We start from the raw sequence: 20177 nt of genomic DNA on the forward strand, positions 1-20177 counted from the left end.
AGCCGAGTGCACACACCCACAAAAAAGCCATCAGCCTGAGGCTGATGGCCGGTGATCAAAGTTGTCAGCAAGCCTTAGGCAGCAAGCATGCGCCGTCTGCGCAGCGCCAGTAGGCCTAATGCCAGTAGCGCGTAGCCCATCGCTCCGCCCTGGCTGAAGGCTCCGCGGCTGCTTGCAGTGTTGGGTTGCTGCCGGCTGGCTGTGGTGCAATGGCTGAGCTGGACATGGTCCACATACCAACCCAGGTTGCCGTTACAGCCGTCCTGACCAAACTCAAATCGTAAGCGCAGGCTATCCCCGGCCTTGGCGCCCAAAGCATCCAAACTGATTTGGCTGGTACCCCAACTGGACTTGGATTCGCCCTGATCAGAGCCAGACCAGGCTGGTTGGCCCGCAATGGGGTTGGTGTTGCCGCCGGCAGTCGCGTCAGTCAGGGTCATGTTGTAGGCGTTCCAGAGGAAAGCCTCTGCGGGCACCAAGGCAAAGTCCGCGCCATTCAGGCTGTATTTGAGGTTGCCGCCGTCAAATTCCGCTTCCGTTTGAATGAACTGATTGATCGACAGCACGCTTTGCTCGGCGGTGATAGCGATGTCGGCAGAGTCCAGTTGGAAGCTGGCTGAAATGTCGCCACCAGGTGCGCAGCTTCCGCCAAAGGTGTTGGCGATAAAAGCGGCTTGACCAGTGTGTGGTTGGGGAATGTCGTCGGTGACGACCCAATTAATTCCTTCGTTACTATCGCCGGTTTGGTTCAGAGTGGCGCTCCAGCCGGCAGGTAGGCTAGTTCCTGCGAAACCCTCTTCGAAACTCACCACCTCTGCTTCACCAGCCGCACAAACTGGCGGGGTCTCGGCCTCGGGTTGGAGCAGGGGTTTGTAGTTGCATTTCACCGTGGGGTCTTGACGCATTTCCACAGCGGTCATCGCCGCTTCCACCGCGGCGCAGGTCTGCGGGGTAATTCGCTCCTCACTAGCGTTGCCGAGCACATCATTCAATGGGACATCGAGCAGATCTAGGCAGGATTGCGCCAAGGCATCGGCGTGATCGGCAAAGTTGGTGCTGGGGATCTGGTAATTCACCATAGCGTGGAAATAAATATGCGCAGCCCGCGTCATGCCGATGGCTGGAATATCCACTCCATTGAAGCTCTTGCCATCGACCAGCATGGCAAAGGCGTGGTTGGGCACTCCAGAGTTCGTGTGCACACCACCGCCGTCGCCAGTTCCGCAGAAGTAGTTTTCCGAGGAGATGACGCTGCCAGGAGAGGGAGTGCTGAGAATGGGAATGCCCAGAATGGGGACATTGGCGCCGAAGTTGTCCGGGTCCCACATGTCGCGTAATAACAGCCCAGCGGCAAGCTCGCTCAGATCTTCACCTAAGACCCAGCGGCTGCCTCCATTTTCGAAGTATTCACCTTCCAGCAAGGTGACACCCAGCGGTCCCTCGATGCCATTCACAAGGTCGTACATTTCGCCAAAAATATCCGAATAGGCTTCATTCAAGGCGCCAGATTGATACTGGTAAATCAGTCCGTGGGTGAACTCGGTGTAGGCATGGCTCCATTCGTGGCTAACAACATCATCGGTATCAAAACCTGGGCAGTAGTTAGTGGAGTCGCCGTTCCAGTAAGCGTTAGGGCAATTCTCGTTAATTAGGTAAACGCTTTTTTGCACCTGCTCAGCGGGGTCTACGGCACCTTCGTCATAGCCTTCACGGCCGAATAAGTTGCGATAGAGATCGTAGGTGCCGCCAGCGAAGATATATAAGTTGTCTGTGGGCAGCTTGGGGATGCGTGAGAGTGGGTCTGAGGACACATCCCCGGCCAGCGGGATGTCAGCGGGTGCCAGCGCACTGCCTTCGGTCAGCAGCGCAGGTACGTCTTGGTTGGGGGTATAAATTTCCCGGTTGAGCTGGGTGTGAATGTTGTTGATGCGATTAATCAGCGCACCATTGCTATGGTCAAGAATGACTTGCTCGCGCACATCGCCGGCTTGGCTGCTAATGCCGACACTGTAGGCCAGGATGGTGGGGCCACCAAAGCCTTCCAGCAAACCGATGGTGTAGTACAGCGGGCCAGCATCTTGGATGTGCAATTGCGACCGCGGATGCGCCTTCTGGACCGCTTGCATGGCCCGCTTTTGGAGCTCTGCTGGGCTCAAACTCTGGCGTGCATCAGCTGCGGGCAGGTCGGCCATGTAGCTCCCGCTAACGCCTTGAATGCCGGCATCATCCATGTGCACTACGAGGCGGGCGCCAAAAACCGGGATGCCTGCATGGGTTTGATCCAAGTGCACGTGAGTGCGCCCGCTACGGTCTTGGCTGATACGAGCCAGCGCGAATTCTTCGGCAGCATCCTCTAAGCCCCAAAGCGACGAGAACTGGTTTAGAAAAGACGTCGCTCGGGTGAAAGGGGCAGCATCCACTGCGTCGACTAACAAGGGGAAGTCTCCCAAGGCGCGCAATATGCTGTGCGGGCGATTTGGGGAGACCTGCCATTGCAGCTGTTGCTGCGTGTGGTTCAACAGGTCAGTCAGTGCGCGGCTACGCGCGGTGTCTTGAGCGGCCACCGGCACGGTAGCGGCGAGGGCGCTGGCGCAAAGTAATGCGCGCGCCATCCGATAAGTCGGCATTTTAGGTTTTCCTCAGGCGGACCGCGTCAGCCCCCACGGCGGGGCTTGCAGGCGGCTAATCAGGTTCTATCGCGTGCAGGGCGATGCGCAGACTCTAGCGGGTTTCATGCCATTGTGGCGAATGCTGGGGGGTTGAAAAGCGGGTTGGCGGCCCTCATTGCAAGCGCTTCGCTGACTAATGGATGACACGCCCCATGGCGGAAAAACACGTCTTTCAAGCCGAGGTGCAGCAACTTCTGCACTTGATGATTCACTCCTTGTATTCCAACAAGGAGATCTTCCTGCGTGAGCTCATCAGTAACGCGTCGGACGCAGCCGACAAGTTGCGCTTTGAGGCCCAAACGACTCCAGACCTCATGGCCGGAGATGCGGAGCTCAAAGTCGAGATTGAGGCCGACAAGGATGCCGGCACCCTAACCATCCGCGATAACGGCATCGGCATGAGCCATGACGAGCTCATGGAGAACTTGGGAACCATTGCCCGCAGCGGAACCAAGAAATACCTGGAGGCCCTGTCTGGCGATCAAGCCAAGGACTCCAACCTCATTGGTCAGTTTGGTGTGGGTTTTTATTCCGCCTTTATCGTTGCGGACAAAGTCACCGTGCACTCGCGGAAAGCGGGTGCAGACGAATCCTGGACCTGGGTCAGTGAGGGGACTGGCGAATACACGCTAGAGCCTAGCGATTTCAATCAGCGCGGCACCCAAATTACCTTGCACCTGCGAGGGGATGATGCGGAGTTTTTGGACTTCCATCGTTTATCGCACATCATCAAGACCTACAGCGATCACATCTCCCTGCCGGTTCGTCTGCGTAAGGACACAACCGAAGACGGTGAGGACGAGGGCTTCGAGGTTGTCAATAAGGGGACAGCTTTGTGGGCGCGGTCCAAGTCTGAGATCAAAGACGAGGATTACCAAGAGCTATTTCGCACGCTCGCTTGGGATTCCGGCGAGGCCTTAGCCTGGGTGCATAACAAAGTAGAAGGCAAACTGGAGTACACCAGCTTGCTGTTCATCCCCTCCAAGGCGCCTTTCGACCTCTACGAACGTGATAGCCGGCGCGGCCTCAAACTGTATGTGCGCCGGGTGTTCATCATGGACGATGCCGAGAAGTTGCTGCCGAATTATTTGCGCTTTGTGCGCGGGGTGATCGACTCTAACGATCTACCGCTGAATGTGTCGCGGGAGCTGCTGCAATCCAACCGGGTTATTGAGCAAATCAAGTCTGCTGCGGTGAAGCGTGTGCTGAGCTTGATTGAGACGATGGCTGAGAAGGAGCCAGAGAAGTTCCAAACGGTGCTTAAAGAGTTTGGGGCTGTGCTTAAAGAGGGTGTGGTAGAGGACCCTGCCAATAAAGAGCAGATTCTCAAAATTCTGCGCTTTGCCACCACCAAGCAGCATGCTGATGACGTTCCGCAGGTGTCGCTGGCGGACTATGTGAAAAACATGCCCTCCGGCCAGGACGCGATTTATTACCTAACCGCCGAATCACGTAAAGCGGCGTTGTCCAGCCCACACTTGGAGATGTTCAAGTCTAAAGATGTGGAGGTTTTGCTCCTCACCGACCGCGTTGATGAGTGGATGATCAATAGCGTGCCCGAGTTCATGGAGAAACCCTTGAAATCGGTGGCGCGGGGCGACATTAAGCTCGACAGCATTATTACTGATGCCAAAGCTGAGGCCGAGAAGGAACGTGTAGCGTCCAGCTTCAAGGAGACTTGCGAGCGCTTGCAAGAAGCGCTCGGCGCTAAGGTCAAAGAGGTCAAGGTGTCCGACCGGCTCACCGAGTCGGCGGCATGCCTAGTCGCCCCAGAGCACGCTATGTCGCGGCATTTAGAGCGCTTGCTCGCGCAGGCCGGTGAAACTGTGCCCGGTAGTGAGCCCATCTTGGAGGTGAACCCCCAGCATCGCCTACTGGAACGCTTGAAAGAGACTAGCGACTCAGACCAATTCGCGGATTTGGCACTGCTGGTCTATGAGCAAGCCGTGTTGGCCGAAGGTGGTCAGCTAGAAGAACCAGCGGCCTTTGTGGCCAGGGTGAATCGCTTAGCCTTCGCTTAAGCGACGCAACTGGGTAAATTCGCAGGGCCCTGCAGCAATATTGCTGTGGGGCCTTGCCTGTTACGGTGCAGACTCAGCGCATCTGCCGTCGCCGCACTAAACCGCAGCGCGTGAAGGCTCGCCCGCCAATACTTGAACCAGGGTTGGGTAATGCGTAGCGGCAATATCCTCCAATTCCTCAGCGCCATCCGGCCAGACCACATCTACGCCAGCGGCAGTGAGCATCCTGAAGAGCATGGGCTTGGGAATATAGGACATGGCCCAGCCATCAAAATTACGCTGGCTGATACCGATGAGCTGCACGCGTTTCACATGTGAGTGGCGAGGGTCTAGGCAAATGGTCTCGTAGGTAGACTCAACAGCGCTGTGGGCGCCTTCTAAAATTTGCAAAAAATAGCCGTTGCCGAAGGACAGCACTCCGGTGATTCCATGGCGTAAGTTGTTATGTCGGGCGCTATGCAGAATGTCGTCTACATCAGCCAGGGTCAGGCTGTTAGACGGCACGCTCACATAGCACAACTGGACAAGACTATGGTCTGGTTTGGTCATGGCTTGCACGGCAGTGTTGAACGGATCCCCTCCGAACCCAGGCGGATGGGCCTGGGCGGCGCTGTTGTTCTACAACAGCTGAGGGCAGTGTGGTTGGAAGCCCCACGATGGTCAAGCCTTGAGGTTGAAGGCCTGGGCGGCGGGTAATGCATGCTGGCGAATCAACCGCGTAGTAGTGCGAGCAGGGCAATACGGGCGCATTTACGCGGAAGGGTTATGGTGCGCAATATTGAGCTGCGGTTCGCGGCGGATAACACTGAGAGCTTGCGTCGCCTGGCCTTTATTCCAGCTGCGAATGTGGGCGTCAACGTCGGTCCAATCCAATGGCAGCCCGGCACTGCGCAGAATTTCAATGAGCAGCGGTTTGGGGACGTAGGCCATGGGCCAGGCTGGGAACCAGCGCTCTTCAATAGCGTGCTGATAAATCACTTGAATGTCTGAATGGCGACTGTCGCTGCGAATCGTGTCCAGACATTGGTTGACCTGGTATTCCTGACCTTCTAGGGCCTGCAAAAAGTAGTGTCTCCCAAATGACAATATGCCGGTGATACCCAGCTGTGAGTTTCGCTTTTGGGCGTCGCGCACGATGGTATGAAGATCATCCAAGCCCACCCCAGGGGCGGGGCGGCTGATGTACAGCAGCTGTATCAAAGTTTGGCCAAGGTCTCGCATTCTCACCCTCACGCCAGACCCAGAAAATAAATAATTCCAGGGCTAGCGAAAAATAAGAAACTTATTGCTGAGAATGCTGCGTTTTCAGTCAATAAAAAGTAAATGCAATGACCTTGTGGCGCATTCCTCGATGTGATTATTCGGGGCACTGTCCTGCATTAATACATGCTCAGCTTCCAACTGAGACATTGACTCAGTGCAATTCGCGGTGCTCAGGCATGCCGCATACGGTCTGTTAATGGCTCAGATGCGATGGTTGTGGCGGATGACATTGGCCGGGGGTTCTACGCTGACGAGACGGAGTGCGCTCTCCGCGACGGGTTGATTCCAAGCGAGAATCTGGTCTTCGGCCTCAAACCAGTCCAGTGTCAGTCCACTGCTGCGTAGAATTTCAAACAGCATGGGTTTGGGTATGTAAGCCATGCTCCAATGGGGGAACATGCGTTTCGCCACGGGTTCGGAGTACACCACGCGAAGATCCGAATGACGATCATCCTGAGTAATGCCGCCTAGGAGTCGCATCACCCGCATCTCGCTACCCTCTAAGGCCTGCAGAAAATAGCTAGGCCCAAACGACAGCACTCCGGTGATGGCTTCGTCGCGGTTTCGTTTCTGGGCAACATCAAGAATGTCGTGGACGTCAACTAGGCTGAGGTCTGCTCGTGGCTTGCTGACATAGACAAGCCGGATAAGCGGGTGGCCCATATGCTCCATGTCGAACTCCGCAATGCTTAGGCGACCGTGTCGGCCGCTCATTGAGAACGGTCATAGCATGTACGCTCCGAGGCTAAACCGCGCTGCGTTAAGGAAGTGTGAGCTTCAGCAGCGCCGCCAGGGTGGGATTACGGAGTGGAGCTTGACTACTGGTTTCGGTAGTAGTCCATCAGAATTTGGGCCACTTCGGGGCGTGAGAACTCTGGCGGAGGCGCAATGCCCTGGCCCAGCATTTCCCGGACCTTTGTTCCCGAAAGCAGGACGAAGTCCTCTTTGCTGTGGTCAGGAGCGTCGCGCATCATCACCACTTTATTGAGCTTCTTGGACCAAGCCGTGTGGTCGGCCCGATAAATCTCGATCGCCAGCGCGCCGGCCGGAACCTGTTGATCGAAGATAGTTTGAGCGTCGAAGGCACCGTAATAGTCGCCGACTCCGGCATGGTCGCGGCCCACGATGAGGTGAGTGCAACCGGCGTTTTGGCGGAAGACGGCATGCAGCACGGCTTCGCGCGGGCCTGCGTAGAGCATGTCAAAGCCATAGCCGGAGATCATCACCGTGTTGGCGGGAAAATAGCAGTCCACCATCTTGCGAATGCAGGCATCGCGGACTTCGGCGGGAATATCGCCGGGCTTGAGTTTGCCCAGCAGCATGTGCACCAAGATGCCGTCGGCTTTGAGGTCGGTGTGCGCCATACGGCACAGCTCTTCATGAGCTCGGTGCATGGGGTTGCGGGTTTGAAACGCCACCACGCGCTCCCAGCCGCGCTGAGCGAATTCGGCCCGAATTTCGTAGGCCGTTTGGAAGGTTTGGGGAAACTCCTCCGGGAAGTAGCTAAAGTTGAGAACGTCGATGGGACCACTGACAACAGTGGAGCCCAAGCTGCGGAAGGTGGCAACGCCAGGGTGCTCTGCGTCATCGGTATTGAAGACGGCGCGCACGATGCTTTCCCGCTCGTCCTCGCTGAGGTGTTCAACCGCAGATACTGTTTGCACCGCAATAATAGGGTGGCCTTCAACATTGGGGTCGCGCAGAGCGACGCGTTGCCCGGCCTCAAAGCTCAAGTCTTCCGTACTCAGGTTGAGTACCGGAACCGGCCAAAACAAGCCATCCGGCATGTGCATGGTTTCGCTCACGGCCAGGGCTTCGGCTTTATTCATATAGCCGCTGAGCGGGTTGAAGTAACCTGCACCCAGCATGACGGCGTTGGCCGCCGCAGCCGAATTCAGCAGTAGGCTGGGCAGAGATTCCGCCTCGGCAGCCATTGCTGCACGGTGGGCTTCATCCTGGATGTAGCGGGGCTGAAGGGTTGCAGTGCCGTGCGGTGCAATCATGGGGGCATACTTGTGATTCAAAACCGAAATAACTGTAGCGTGTTAAATGATGCGCTGCAGCGAAACTGCGACCAATGGCTGCGTCCGGTCCATCTCGCAATGACCCAGCTTGAACTTCTGGCACAGTCTTGCGGCCCATCCCGCTGTGGCTTGGCGCAGCCTGTTAAAATTCTGCGCTTTTGAGCTGACCATGGCGCGCTTTCCCGAAATCAAGCCCGCAGCGTTTTCTGCTGGGCAGTACGAGCCCGACATCCTGCAGTGGTGGGAGGAGCAGGGCATATTCCAGCGTCAGCTCCAGCTACGCGCCGACGCGCCTACCTTCAGCTTTTACGAAGGTCCGCCAACGGCGAATGGTCGTCCCGGTGTGCACCATGTTCTGGCGCGCACCATCAAGGACACCTTCTGCCGCTACAAGGCTATGTGCGGCTACCGCGTCGAGCGCAAGGCCGGCTGGGATACGCATGGCTTGCCGGTCGAGATCGAGGTGGAAAAAACCCTGGGTCTGAAGAACCGCGCCGAGATTGAGGCCTACGGCATCGAGGCCTACAACCAGGCCTGCCGCGAGAGCGTGAATAAGTACACCTCGTTGTGGAACGACCTCACCCGGCGTACCGGCTATTGGGTGGATCTGGACAACCCCTATGTCACCTACGAGAACAACTACATCGAGTCGGTGTGGTGGTTGCTCAAACGACTAGCCGACAAGGACTTGCTGTACCGCGGGCACAAGATTCACTGGTACAGCCCCGGCACCGGCACCGTACTCAGCTCGCATGAGGTCTCCCTGGGCTACAAGGAAGTGGATGACCCTTCGGTTACCGTGCGCTTCCCGCTGGCGGATGCGGAGGGCGTGTTCTTCCTGGCCTGGACCACCACGCCCTGGACGCTGCCATCCAACCTGCTGCTGGCCGTGGGCGCCAGCCTGGATTATGTGCGCGTGCAATGTGGTGAGGAGCAGCTGATTCTGGCGGCCGCCCTGGCGCCGCAGGTGCTCAAGGACCGCGACTACACCGTGCTGGCCGAGCTCAAGGGCAGTGACCTCATCGGTATGCGATACCAGCCGGTCTTCGATCACTTTGCTGATCATCCCGGCGCTTTCCGGGTGGTCGGGGCGGATTACGTCACCACCGAGGACGGTACGGGCATTGTGCATACCGCACCCGCCTTTGGTGCCGACGATTACGCCACTGCCCAGCGTGAGCAGGTGGAGATGGTCAACCCCGTGGGCCGGGATGGGCACTTCTTGCCCGAGGTGCCCTTGGTTGGCGGACTGTGGTTCAAAGAAGCCGATTCGGTGATCTGTCGCGACCTCAAAGAGCGCGGTCTGCTGTTCGCGCGTGAGCAATATCGCCACAACTACCCGCATGACTGGCGCAAGGGCACGCCGCTGATGTCCTACCCGGTGGAGAGCTGGTTTGTGCGCACCACCGCCTTTAAAGATCGGCTGGTGGAGCTCAATGCCAGCATCAACTGGCAGCCTGAGCATGTAGGCCGGGGGCGCTTCGGGGAATGGCTGTCCAACAATGTGGACTGGGCCTTGTCGCGGCATCGCTTCTGGGGCACACCGCTACCGATCTGGGTGAATGACCAAAACCCCGAAGACTATGTGGTGATTGGCTCGGTGGCCGAGCTCAAGAATAAGGTGCCCGCCGAGCAGTGGCCGGGGGAAGAGCTGGATCTGCACCGGCCTGGCGTTGACAACCTGCATTGGCCAGCGGCCGATGGTGGCACTTACCGCCGTGTGCCGGAGATCATCGACGTCTGGTTTGATTCCGGTGCCATGCCCTTCGCCCAATGGCATTACCCCTTCGAGAACAAGGCCGAGTTCGAGCGCGCATTCCCGGCCGACTTCATCGCCGAAGGTCTGGACCAAACCCGGGGCTGGTTCTACACCCTGCATGCCATTGCCACCCTGGTGATGGATTCGGTGGCGTATCGCAACGTGGTGGTCAACGGCCTGCTGCTGGACGCCAAGGGCGAGAAGATGTCCAAGTCCAAGGGCAACACCGTCGATCCCTTCGAGGCCGTGGATGAGCATGGCGCCGACGGCTTGCGCTGGTACTTGATGGCGGCCTCGCCACCCTGGGAGAACGTCAAGTACGACAATGCCGGCGTGCTAGAAACCCGGCGCAAGCTCTTCCTGACCCTGGCCAACGTCTACGGCTTCTTCGCCACCTACGCCAACATCGACGGCCTGGATCCCAGCCAGGATGCGCCGCCAATCAATGAGCGACCGGAGCTGGACCGCTGGCTGCTGTCCCGGCTGCACAGCACCATCGCGGTGTGTCGCGAAGCCCTGGATGCCTACAATCCCACCCGGGCGGCCAGAGCCATCGAAACCCTGGTGGATGATCTGTCTAATTGGTACATCCGCCGCTCGCGGCCCGTGTTCTGGGCGGGTAAAAAAGACACCGGCGTGGCCGATGGCGACAAGCGCGCCGCCTACGCCACCACCTACGAGGTGCTGCTCAGCGTCTCCCGGCTGATGGCCCCCATCGCGCCCTTCTTTGCCGACTGGTTGCATCAGGCTTTGCTGCGCTCGCAGGAGCCCGAGTCCTCCGTGCACCTGGCGGACTATCCTCAGGCCGAATCCGATCTGATCGATGCGGCTCTGGAAACGCGCATCGATCTGGCGCGTCGCGTCGTCTCCACCGCCCTGCAGCTACGCAATACGCACAAGATCAATGTGCGTCAGCCGCTGTCTCGCGTGATTGTGGTCACCGAGGCCAGCGTGCGCGAAGCCGATCTGGCTCTGGTGCGCAGCCAGATCTGCGAAGAAGTGAATGTGGATACGCTGGAAACGGTGGAGGCCGGAGCGGGCATCGTCACCCGCAGTGCCAAGGCCAACTTCCGCTTGCTGGGCAAGCGGGCTGGCAAGCAAATGAAGGCCGTCGCCGCCGCGATTGCCGCGCTGGATGACGCCCAACTGCAAAGCTACAGCGAGCAGGGCCGTCTAGAATTGACTCTGAGCGACGGCAGCGAGTTCGCGCTGGAAGAGGGCGATCTGCTGATTGAGTCTCAAGGCCTGGAGGGTTGGGCCGTGGCGCGCGAAGCCGGCGTGACCGTAGCGCTGGACACGGCCCTGACGCCCGAACTGCTGGCCCGTGGCTACGCCCGGGAGCTGATCAACCGCATTCAGAACGAGCGCAAACGGCGTGACCTAGATGTGACCGCGCGCATCAGCGTGCAGTACCGCGCCGCAGAGGCCCTGGCTGAGGCCATTCAGACGCATGCTGAACTCATCGCCAAGGAGACTCTGGCGCTGAGTCTGACTGCTACCTCTACCGACCTCGGCGAGGCCGCCATCGCAACCGACATCGGCGGCCACGACCTGCAATTCACCCTGGATATTGCCTCCGCATGAGTATCGTTACCCGCTTCCCACCCAGTCCTACGGGTTATCTGCATCTCGGCGGTGCACGCACCGCCCTGTACAACTGGCTGTACGCACGCCAGCACGGGGGCAAGTTCATCCTGCGTATCGAAGATACCGACCGTGAGCGCAGCACCCCCGAGGCCGTGCAGGCCATCCTGGATGGTATGGCCTGGTTGGGTCTGGACTATGACGAAGGGCCGTATTACCAGACCCAGCGCTTTGATCGCTACAAAGCGGTGGTTCAACAATTACTGGAGGCCGGCCAGGCCTACGTTTGCGATTGCCCGCCGGAGCGCCTAGAACAGGTGCGCGCCGAGCAGATGGAAAAAGGCGGCAAGCCCCGCTACGACGGCCACTGCCGCCACCGTGATCTGGAGCCAGGGCCGGGGCGAGTAGTGCGCTTCAAGACGCCCCTGGAAGGCGTCATCGGCTGGGAGGATTTGGTCAAAGGCCCCTTGAGCGTGGCCAACAGCGAACTCGATGATCTGATTATTGCCCGCAGTGACGGCACCCCCACCTACAACCTCTGCGTGGTGGTGGATGATCTGGATATGGGCATGACCCACATCCTGCGCGGCGATGACCATGTGAACAACACGCCCCGGCAGTTGCATATCCTGCATGCCCTGGGTGGGGAAGAGCCACGCTACGGCCATATCCCCATGATTTTGGGGCCCGATGGCAAGCGCTTGTCCAAGCGGCATGGGGCTGTATCCGTGATGCAATATCGGGACGCTGGCTATCTGCCGCAGGCCATGCGTAACTACCTGGCCCGGCTGGGCTGGTCGCATGGTGATGAAGAAATCTTCTCCGACGCGGCGCTGATTGAGGCCTTCAGTCTGGGAAATGTGCAGCGGTCTCCAGCGCGCTTCGATATGGACAAATTGGGCTGGGTGAATCAGCACTGGCTGCAGAACACCTCCCAAGAAGAGATGGATGCGGCGCTGAGCGATCTGGCCCAGCGCGAGCAGTTGCGCTGGCAGTCCGGGCCACTGGCCACAGCAGCCGTGGAGTTGCTGGGGTCGCGCTGCAAGACCTTGCGCGAATTGCTGCAACAGGCCCAGTTCCTGTTCGAGGCTCCCACCAGCTATAACGACAAGGACTGGCAGAAGCAGGTTCGCCCTGAGGTGACGCCGCGAGTGCTTGGCGCCTTCATGCAGAACCTGCGCAGTCTGGAGCAGTGGACCAGCGAGAGTCTGCAGGGTGCAGCCAAAGACACCGTGGCGCAGTGCGAAGTGGGCTTTGCCAAGTTGGGCATGCCGGCGCGCCTGGCGTTGGCTGGTCAGGCGCAAGCGCCAGCCCTGGATGGCATTTTGCTGGCTCTGGGGCTGGAGGAGTCCTGTCGTCGGCTTCAGACCCTAGTGGACCGCATTGGTGGCGAGAGTCCGGTCTGAGCCAGCCGTGGAGCGGCTTAGCAATGATTCGGGGTCAAAACACGGGTCGGGCAAGCAGCTAATTTTGAGGCCCAACAGCTCCGAATGGAGCATGCGGGGACACTCATGGTGATAGAGGAATACGGGATGAAAACGGGGCAGGAAGAGATCACTCGCAGCGCAAACCGCGGGCACCGGTCGAGCCGGATGCTGGGCCGGATTCTGGTCTTGGCTGCCATCGTTGCGGTTGCACCGGCCTGGGCGGCGCAGCAGGATCTGCGCGCCGCAGCGCTAGAGCTGCGCGGCCAATGGTGTCAAGGACATTTGCTGCGCGGACGGACCCAGGCGGGGGCCCAGGTGCAGCTCAACGGCAAAGCTCTGCGGCTGAGCCCGCAGGGAGAATTCGTGTTCGGGTTTTCCCGCGACGAGGACAGCCCGCAGAGTCTGGAAGTCCGCCTGCCCGATGGCGGGGTGTGGACGCGCGCTGGGACGCCTTGCAAGCGCGACTACGACATTCAGCGCATTGATGGCTTGCCACCCTCCAAAGTCACTCCCGACGCCAAGGCGTTGGAGCGGATTCGAGCCGAAGCCGCCGAAACTCGGGCCGCGCGCGATACCGACACCGCCATGACCGCCGTATTCAGTGACTTTATCTGGCCATCCACCGGCATTATTTCCGGCGTCTACGGTTCGCAGCGCATTCTCAACGGCCAGCCGCGCCGTCCGCATTTCGGGGTGGATGTGGCCGCGCCCACCGGCACCGAAGTTGTGGCCCCCGCCGCTGGGGTGGTGCGAATGGCCCATCCGGATATGTATTTCTCCGGGGGGACCTTGATCATCGATCACGGTCACGGCGTTACCTCGTCCTTTCTGCACCTGTCCAAGATTCATGTCGAGGTGGGGGAATCGGTGGAGCAGGGCCAGCGCATTGCCGACATCGGCGCAACCGGTCGGGTGACCGGCCCGCACCTGGACTGGAGGATGAACTGGCACAGCGTGCGCGTGGATCCACAGCCTCTGGTGGGGCCGATGCCGGACGCACCCTGACATGATGCCGGGGTTGGTCAGCGACTTAGCCGGGCGGCCATTGCAGGTCGCGCCCACCGATCAGGTGCAGGTGCAAATGGAATACCGTTTGCCCGGCACCTTCACCGTTGTTGATGACCACCCTAAACGCATCGGCGTAGCCCAGCTCGGCGGCGATCTTGGGGGCGATTTTGAGCAAGTGTCCCAGTACCGGCGTGTCGTCGTCGCTGGCTTCGGCCAACATCGGGATGGGTTTGCGGGGCACCAGCAACACATGCATCGGAGCTTGGGGGTTGATATCGCGGAAGGCCACGCAGTGATCGTCGCGATAAACGATATCTGCCGGGATCTCAGCTGCAATAATTTTTTCGAACAAGGTTTGGCTCATCAATGCACTCCTGATCAATCAGCGAGGAGCATAACGCGAGGCGCGGGAGAAGATTTGTTATGAGTCGCTTGCGCGATCTGCTGTATTGGTTTGACCAGGATGATCGGCATAAAGCCTGGCGCTTGGCAGCCTTGGCTTTGCTAGTGCTGGGCTCGGGTTTGGGTTTGCGCGACCCCTGGCCACCGGGTGAGCCTGAGCTGGCGCTGATGATGCGTGATATGGCGTTGAGCGGGGAGTGGCTGATCCCGTTTCGCGCAGGACTACCCTTTAGCGAACATCCGCCTCTGGTGATATGGCTGGGCGCCTCTATTTATTCCCTCAGCGGCAGCTTGCGCCTGGCGGTGTTGCTGCCTAGCTTGCTTGCGGCCTTCGGCATGCTGTGGCTGGTCTACGACTTAGGCCGGCGTATATGGGGCCTGCGCGTCGGGCGTTTGGCTGCGATCACACTACTGTGTACCTTCCAGTTCACCTTGCAGGCTCACCGCGGGCAAGTGGATATGGTTTATGCCTTCTTCATTTGCTTAGGCCTGTACACCTTGCTGCGTTATTTACTGCTGGAAAATAGCCCGCGCTGGCTGGTCAGTAGTGGTGCAGCGATGGGTTTTGCCACGCTCAGTAATGGTGCCGGCTACGTGGTCCTGGCGCTGTTGGTGCCTTGGTGGTGGATGCGTCGCCGGGATTGGGAAGAGCTGCCAGCACGACCGGGTACAGCTTTGCTGTGGCCCTTGCTTGGCGGTTTTGCGGGTGTGCTCCTAGCCTGGGTATTGCCAGCCCTGGCCTTTGTCAGTGGTGCTGATGATCCAGCTTTGGATCGCTTTCGTGCGGCATTGCCCATGAGCCTGTTAGGGGGGTGGGATTTATTCCTGAGTGAGCCTCCAAGACCCCTGTGGTACTTGCCCCTACAAACCTTAATGCTCTGGCTGCCGCTCAGCCTGCTGTTGCCCTGGTTAATGCCCATTTGGCGTCAGCGCTTGCGAGTGGAGGACCCGCGCACCGGCCTATTGCTGGGCTATGTCTTCGCCCTGCTGCTGTTTTATATGTTTCTACCCGGCAGGCATGGGGTGCAGGTTCTACCGGCTTTGCCGGCCATGGCACTGTTAGTCGGAGCCAATATTGGTGGGACTTGGTGGCGCCCCAGTGTGCAATGGCTGAGTCGCGGCACCCTGATAGTTGTGGGGGTGATCCTGACTGGCTTTGCCACTCAGGCGGTGCTGAACCCAGACTGGTTTGGTGTGCGTTTGCCACCAGATACCCCTCTAGGCTTGGTGGTTTTTGTCGGTGGGCTTGGTGTCTTAGCTTTGGTGCTGGCGGTGGTTTTCAACCTACGCAGTCGGCACCAAGCTTTGGCTCTGCCGGTTTTTATTGGTTTGTCGTGGATGCTGGTGGGCTGGGGTTTGTACCCCTGGTTGAACGATGTACGCACGCCCAATTCCCTGATGTTGGTCGCGGATACTCAGCTCGAGGATTGGGCAGGCAACAAGCCCGCTCGTTGGGGCATGCTGGACTGGCGGGCCCAATTTGTACTGGCCAGTCGATATCCCATACAACCCTTAACGGCCGACGCCGTGCACCAGTTTTGCGTGGCGGCTGGTGCGGAGCAACGGGCGATCCTCGGGCCCGTGGAGCTTCTACGGATGCAGCCAGGGCTACGGCCTTTGCAGGAGCTGGGCATTCGACATCGCGCGCATTGGGCTATGGCCAATTGCCCGGCGGCTGAAGGCCCTTCAGTCTGAATTGCGGTGCCGGTAATGCCGGTGTGCAGCAGTACGGACCAGAAGTAGCCGCTACCGAAGGTATTTCTTCGCGAAGAGTTCCTCGTCAGGCTGAAAAAAAGAGTTTCTTGCGTTTTAGCGGGAGGATGGATTTGGGCTGCCGACCGCAGCGCGGGAGCGTCTGCCGGCAGAGCTAAGCGCCTGTGTCCTCCGCGCCGCTGCGCGGTTCCCTCCGGGTCGCGCCGTTATGGGGGGCGTCTCGACGCAACGTCCTGTTGCGGCGAGACTCAATCCGGCGTCCTGCCGGATTGTCCCCCGGCACTCTGCGCCCCTGCGGCGCTCCCCCTCAATCAGGCGCTTAACTGTGCCGCCAGCCGCTTTCGAGCCTTGCCACGCACTGAGGGGGTGGCAGTCGATGTGGGGTTCGGGGCCGGGGCGCGTTGAGCCGTTGGGGCCGCATTCAGGAGGAGCGCCGCAGGCACCTGGAGCGACTGTGGTCAATCGGCCATGGACGGCCGATTGAGGCTTGCCGCGACAGGACGTCGCGTCAAGCTGGCCACACAAAGCGTAGGGTGCCGGAGGGAACCGCGCAGCGGCGCGGGGGACAGCGGCCCCAACGGACCGACCCGCATCGGCGGGCGCCACGGTTAACCAGACTCATTAGCAAAAAAAAACCGCAGGACCAGGCATCCTGCGGTTGTGCGGTTTGGACCCGTGCCTCAGTCAAGCATGGGCCGACGTGATTGCTTCTAGCGAGCGCGCGATAGACGGGCTAGGTTATTCGGATTGAAGTACTCGTCTTCAAAATCGGCAATCGCAATGGGTGGGTCTTCATTGCTCATATCCATGGTGAGGTAACGGCCACCTTGCAGGTCATATACTGTCCCCAGTACCGGCATCACTGCGAGAAGGTCGTAGGCCATCGCCCAATGAGCCTCTTGGAAGCGCCACAGAGAATCACGTTTGTCGTAGATATCCACCAGAGCAATCGACCAGGAGTCTTCGTCTACGTAGAACACGCGCTTTTTGTAGATATGGCTGGTCCCATCTTTGAGTTCGGCTTCCACCACCCACACCCGATGAATCTCGTAGCGCGCTAGGTTTTGGTCAATATGGCCGGGCTTGACGATGTCCTCGTATTTGAGGTCGCCAGAGTTCAGGCCATAGCTGTTGTAGGGGATAACCATCTCTTTTTGGCCGACCAGCTTGAAGGTGTAACGGTCGGTAGCGCCATTGAAGGCGTCGAGCTGGTCGTTGGTGCGCAGCCCATCAGCGCCTGTTCCAGGGTTGTCATAAGCCACATTAGGCGCACGTCGTGTACGGCGTTGCCCAGGGTTGTACAGCCAAGCCCGACGCGGCTCTTTGATTTGGTCGATGGTCTCATGCACCAACAAAATGCCACCGGCCTGGCGAGCTGGCGCTAGGGTCTTCTGTAGGAAATAGGTGGAGACATTGGCCAAGTCATCAAGGCTGATATCTGGATAGCTCCAGCCAAACTTCACGTCTTCTTTGAGCTTGAACAAAGCAAAGCTGCCGTTTTGCTGGACGGCGGCTTGGTTGTTATAGCGCACGATGGAACGCCCGCGAAAGCGCAGCTTGTGGTTCCAAATGACTTCTTTACCGGAACTGGGGATGGGGAAGGGGATGCCGGTTACGGCGCCTTCCAAGGATTCGCCATCATTCTTTAAGGACGCTTGAGCGGCGTTCTTTTTGGTGGCCGCATAAATATAGTCCGGTGCGGCGGCGCTACGGCGGGTTTTATAGACAGGAATGGTGTAAGACCCTTGTTCCAGCAATGCCTTTTGCCCGGCGCTGAGCATGTTGGCATAGTCACCCATGTTGTCTTTGCTAATGACAAATTGCGGCTTGTCAGCCGCGAAGGGATCTTTATAGCGAGTCCCCTCTGGGCGGTCTTTTTTCGCGATACCGCCATCCCAAGCGGGTATGGCACCACCATTGCCGGCCATGATTCCACCCATCGGGGTGAGCTCGGTGCCGAGCTTGCCGGGGTCGGCGGCATTGGTCGCGAAGCTAAGGCTGCTGAGCAGCGCAGCGGTCGCTAGAGTCGGAGTTAGACGTATCATTGTTTGGTCTCCAGGCGAGTGTTTACGGGGGTTTTTGCTGAATAATCGCATAGCCCTTGGCGGGCTCGCATTAGCCGTCATGGTCTCTGTAGCGTTTAAGCAGGTCGCCGTAAGCGTCAATCCGCCGATCACGGAGGAATGGCCATATACGGCGCACGGATTCTGCGCGGCGCAAATCTAAGTCTGCCATCAAGGTGCAGCTTTCATCGGTTGGGGCCTGAGCTAGCCATTCACCTTGGGGGCCGCAAATAAAACTCGATCCCCAAAACTGAGCGCCAGCGGTGTGCCCGCTAGGGTCTAATTCGTGCCCAATGCGGTTGCAACTGAGCAGCGGCAAACCGTTGGCGATGGCATGCCCGCGCTGCACCGTCAGCCAGGCTTCACGCTGACGAGCTTGCTCCTCAGCGCTGTCATCAGGGTCCCAGCCGATGGCGGTGGGGTAGATCAGAATCTCGGCGCCGGCTAAGGCCATGAGGCGCGCGGCTTCTGGGTACCACTGATCCCAACACACCAGTACACCCAGACGACCTATAGCAGTATCAATGGGTTCGAAACCCAGGTCGCCGGGGGTGAAATAGAACTTTTCGTAATAACCCGGATCATCGGGGATGTGCATTTTCCGGTATTTGCCCGCCAAACTGCCGTCCGCATCCAAGACGACGGCTGTGTTGTGCGACAAACCCGCTGCGCGACGCTCGAATAACGAGGCAACGATGACGCAGTTGCACTCTTCGGCGACGGCGCTCAGTGCCTGGGTGGAGGGGCCTGGTATGGGCTCCGCAAGATCATGTAAGTCGGGATCTTCCACCTGGCAAAAATAAGGCGTGTTGTGCAGTTCTTGCAGGACCACGAGCTGCGCACCCTGGGCCGCAGCGCTACGAATGGCCTCGATGTGAGCCTGAAGATTTTGCTCCGGGTGAGCACTGCATGCGCTTTGCACGGCAGCCACGCGAATAGTTTTGGGTTTATTCATGCGCAAGCGGGATATTCATGGTGGCGCAGTGCAGGCCGCCATATTGTTCGACCAGAGCACTGCAATCAACGCCTTCGACCCGATGCTGGGGGCACAAGTTGCGTAGCAGCTCCAGCGCAGCGGAATCCGCGGGGTCGCTATACTGCGGAACCAGCAAAAAATCATTAATAAACAGGAAGTTAGAATAACTGCTGGGCAAACCTGTCGGTGCCCGCGTATGCGCTTGCTGTGTATGCGGCAGAGCATGCAGCTCATAAGCTTGGCCGTTGGCTTGCTGCCACTGTGCTAACTCCTCGGCCATGGCCTGGAGTTCGGCAGAGTTGGGGCCTTCGCTTTCCGGTGCACCTTGGTAGACCAATACGCCGGGGGCAACAAAACGAACCAGCGTATCGATGTGGCCATCGGTGTCGTCGCCCGCTAAGCCGCCGTGTTCTAGCCAATGGAAACGCTTGATACCCAGGCTTGCGCGGAGCTTGTCTTCGATCATGGCTACGGAGAGCTCAGGGTTGCGCTTGGGGTCGAGCACACTCCGCGTGGTGGCCAGTAGCGTGCCCTGGCCATCGGTTTCCACGCCTCCACCCTCGAGTACCCAGCCTTGAGTCTCCAAATCATGAATGTGCGCAAAGTCAGCGTTGTCGACCAACCAGGGCAGTAAAGCATTGTCATTTTGACTCGGGTACTTGCCGCCCCAACCGTCGAACTCGAACTTCAGTAGGCGAACCCGCCCCTTATCGTAGACCCCTATAGGCCCATGGTCGCGTACCCACACATCGCCCACCGGAGCATGTTGGCAGTGCACCGGGTGCGGCGTAATGCCAATAGCCTGCCTGAGATTGGCGATGTCTAAAGCCGCAGCCAGGCTGATGTAGACCGGAGCTGCCTGAGCCAGTGCCTTAGCGAGGCTGATGAAAGCCTGATTGATGCGCGCAAAATCGGCGAAGTCGCCGGCGGGATCCGGCCAGGTCAGCATTACAGCGGCCTGCCGCTCCCATTCTGCCGGCCAGCGTCGTTGCTCGGTCAAACTTAGCCCTCGGTGCTAGGACTACGCAGTCCGTCCTTGCGCTGTAGCTCGGGGTGAGCGTTGCGCGGCACAGCGATGATGAGCTGTTGGTGCTCGAAGTACAGCCGGTCTTCGGGATAAACCCAGGTTGTAATCGGCGGTTCGCCTACTGGCCCGCGGATACTTTGGGGCTCGCCGCGCTCAGCGCGCACTTGGTCCATGGTCGCTCCAGGCGTCTGAGCCCAGGCCGCAGAAAGACAGCCAAGCAAAAGGGTGCAGCCTATTAGGC

The 20177-nt window shown here is 59.1% G+C and carries 15 protein-coding genes; 5 read left to right on the top strand and 10 right to left on the bottom strand.

All coding sequences use genetic code 11. The features are described from left to right. Positions 1-74 precede the first annotated feature (74 nt). Entirely contained in the window at positions 75-2627 is a 2553-nt protein-coding gene (locus KI787_12635; protein MBV6630799.1) for a M4 family metallopeptidase, read from the bottom strand. Between the two features lie 182 nt (positions 2628-2809). Between KI787_12635 and htpG the strand changes: the two genes are divergently transcribed. Continuing rightward, a complete protein-coding gene (gene htpG / locus KI787_12640) occupies positions 2810-4690 on the top strand; it encodes a molecular chaperone HtpG (protein ID MBV6630800.1) in 1881 nt (626 codons plus the stop codon). Between the two features lie 96 nt (positions 4691-4786). Here htpG and KI787_12645 read toward each other — a convergent pair whose 3' ends face one another. The 4 genes from KI787_12645 to sat all read right to left on the bottom strand — a co-directional run bounded on the left by KI787_12645 (position 4787) and on the right by sat (position 7956). Beyond that, entirely contained in the window at positions 4787-5239 is a 453-nt protein-coding gene (locus KI787_12645; GenBank protein MBV6630801.1) for a BLUF domain-containing protein, read from the bottom strand. A 201-nt stretch (positions 5240-5440) separates the two neighbouring features. Continuing rightward, a complete protein-coding gene (locus KI787_12650) occupies positions 5441-5911 on the bottom strand; it encodes a BLUF domain-containing protein (GenBank protein MBV6630802.1) in 471 nt (156 codons plus the stop codon). Positions 5912-6154: 243 nt separating this feature from the next. Beyond that, positions 6155-6667, bottom strand: a complete 513-nt coding sequence (locus KI787_12655) for a BLUF domain-containing protein (protein MBV6630803.1) — start codon at positions 6665-6667, stop codon at positions 6155-6157. 104 nt (positions 6668-6771) lie between these two features. Continuing rightward, complete coding sequence (gene sat / locus KI787_12660; protein MBV6630804.1) at positions 6772-7956, bottom strand: sulfate adenylyltransferase; 1185 nt, start codon at positions 7954-7956, stop codon at positions 6772-6774. A 190-nt stretch (positions 7957-8146) separates the two neighbouring features. Here sat and ileS point away from each other — a divergent pair, with 190 nt between their 5' ends. The 3 genes from ileS (at position 8147) to KI787_12675 (ending at position 13752) form a co-directional block, all read left to right on the top strand. Continuing rightward, entirely contained in the window at positions 8147-11320 is a 3174-nt protein-coding gene (gene ileS, locus KI787_12665) for an isoleucine--tRNA ligase (GenBank protein MBV6630805.1), read from the top strand. Next, complete coding sequence (gltX, locus tag KI787_12670) at positions 11317-12726, top strand: glutamate--tRNA ligase (GenBank protein MBV6630806.1); 1410 nt, start codon at positions 11317-11319, stop codon at positions 12724-12726. Before ileS ends, gltX begins: the two co-directional genes overlap by 4 nt. Positions 12727-12912: 186 nt before the next feature. Beyond that, entirely contained in the window at positions 12913-13752 is an 840-nt protein-coding gene (locus KI787_12675) for a M23 family metallopeptidase (protein MBV6630807.1), read from the top strand. Positions 13753-13777: 25 nt separating this feature from the next. On the opposite strand, the gene KI787_12680 is transcribed toward KI787_12675, so the two are convergent. After that, positions 13778-14119: a histidine triad nucleotide-binding protein gene (locus tag KI787_12680; protein ID MBV6630808.1), complete on the bottom strand. Its 342-nt coding sequence runs from the start codon at positions 14117-14119 to the stop codon at positions 13778-13780. 59 nt (positions 14120-14178) lie between these two features. Here KI787_12680 and KI787_12685 point away from each other — a divergent pair, with 59 nt between their 5' ends. Next, positions 14179-15852, top strand: coding sequence for a glycosyltransferase family 39 protein (locus KI787_12685; GenBank protein ID MBV6630809.1), 1674 nt, complete (start codon positions 14179-14181; stop codon positions 15850-15852). A gap of 728 nt (positions 15853-16580) precedes the next feature. Here the strand turns inward: KI787_12685 and KI787_12690 are convergent. The 4 genes from KI787_12690 to KI787_12705 form a co-directional block, all read right to left on the bottom strand. Beyond that, complete coding sequence (locus tag KI787_12690; protein MBV6630810.1) at positions 16581-17915, bottom strand: DUF1329 domain-containing protein; 1335 nt, start codon at positions 17913-17915, stop codon at positions 16581-16583. A gap of 70 nt (positions 17916-17985) precedes the next feature. After that, a complete protein-coding gene (locus KI787_12695; GenBank protein MBV6630811.1) occupies positions 17986-18870 on the bottom strand; it encodes a carbon-nitrogen hydrolase in 885 nt (294 codons plus the stop codon). A gap of 10 nt (positions 18871-18880) precedes the next feature. Next, on the bottom strand, positions 18881-19858 hold the full coding sequence (locus tag KI787_12700) for an agmatine deiminase family protein (protein MBV6630812.1): 978 nt from the start codon (positions 19856-19858) through the stop codon (positions 18881-18883). 53 nt (positions 19859-19911) lie between these two features. Further along, the gene (locus KI787_12705; protein MBV6630813.1) at positions 19912-20109 is read right to left on the bottom strand and encodes a hypothetical protein; all 198 of its coding nucleotides are present in this window, start codon (positions 20107-20109) and stop codon (positions 19912-19914) included. Positions 20110-20177: the final 68 nt, after the last annotated feature.

It is taken from the genome of Oceanococcus sp. HetDA_MAG_MS8 (assembly GCA_019192445.1).
Lineage (GTDB): Bacteria > Pseudomonadota > Gammaproteobacteria > Nevskiales > Oceanococcaceae > MS8.

Bases quoted from the DNA above. Each gene is read 5' to 3' on its own strand.
- KI787_12635 (MBV6630799.1), bottom strand. From the start codon at position 2,627: ATGCCGACTTATCGGATGGCGCGCGCATTACTTTGCGCCAGCGCCCTC.
- htpG (MBV6630800.1), top strand. From the start codon at position 2,810: ATGACACGCCCCATGGCGGAAAAACACGTCTTTCAAGCCGAGGTGCAG.
- KI787_12645 (MBV6630801.1), bottom strand. From the start codon at position 5,239: ATGACCAAACCAGACCATAGTCTTGTCCAGTTGTGCTATGTGAGCGTG.
- KI787_12650 (MBV6630802.1), bottom strand. From the start codon at position 5,911: ATGCGAGACCTTGGCCAAACTTTGATACAGCTGCTGTACATCAGCCGC.
- KI787_12655 (MBV6630803.1), bottom strand. From the start codon at position 6,667: ATGAGCGGCCGACACGGTCGCCTAAGCATTGCGGAGTTCGACATGGAG.
- sat (MBV6630804.1), bottom strand. From the start codon at position 7,956: ATGATTGCACCGCACGGCACTGCAACCCTTCAGCCCCGCTACATCCAG.
- ileS (MBV6630805.1), top strand. From the start codon at position 8,147: ATGGCGCGCTTTCCCGAAATCAAGCCCGCAGCGTTTTCTGCTGGGCAG.
- gltX (MBV6630806.1), top strand. From the start codon at position 11,317: ATGAGTATCGTTACCCGCTTCCCACCCAGTCCTACGGGTTATCTGCAT.
- KI787_12675 (MBV6630807.1), top strand. From the start codon at position 12,913: ATGCTGGGCCGGATTCTGGTCTTGGCTGCCATCGTTGCGGTTGCACCG.
- KI787_12680 (MBV6630808.1), bottom strand. From the start codon at position 14,119: ATGAGCCAAACCTTGTTCGAAAAAATTATTGCAGCTGAGATCCCGGCA.
- KI787_12685 (MBV6630809.1), top strand. From the start codon at position 14,179: ATGAGTCGCTTGCGCGATCTGCTGTATTGGTTTGACCAGGATGATCGG.
- KI787_12690 (MBV6630810.1), bottom strand. From the start codon at position 17,915: ATGATACGTCTAACTCCGACTCTAGCGACCGCTGCGCTGCTCAGCAGC.
- KI787_12700 (MBV6630812.1), bottom strand. From the start codon at position 19,858: ATGCTGACCTGGCCGGATCCCGCCGGCGACTTCGCCGATTTTGCGCGC.
- KI787_12705 (MBV6630813.1), bottom strand. From the start codon at position 20,109: ATGGACCAAGTGCGCGCTGAGCGCGGCGAGCCCCAAAGTATCCGCGGG.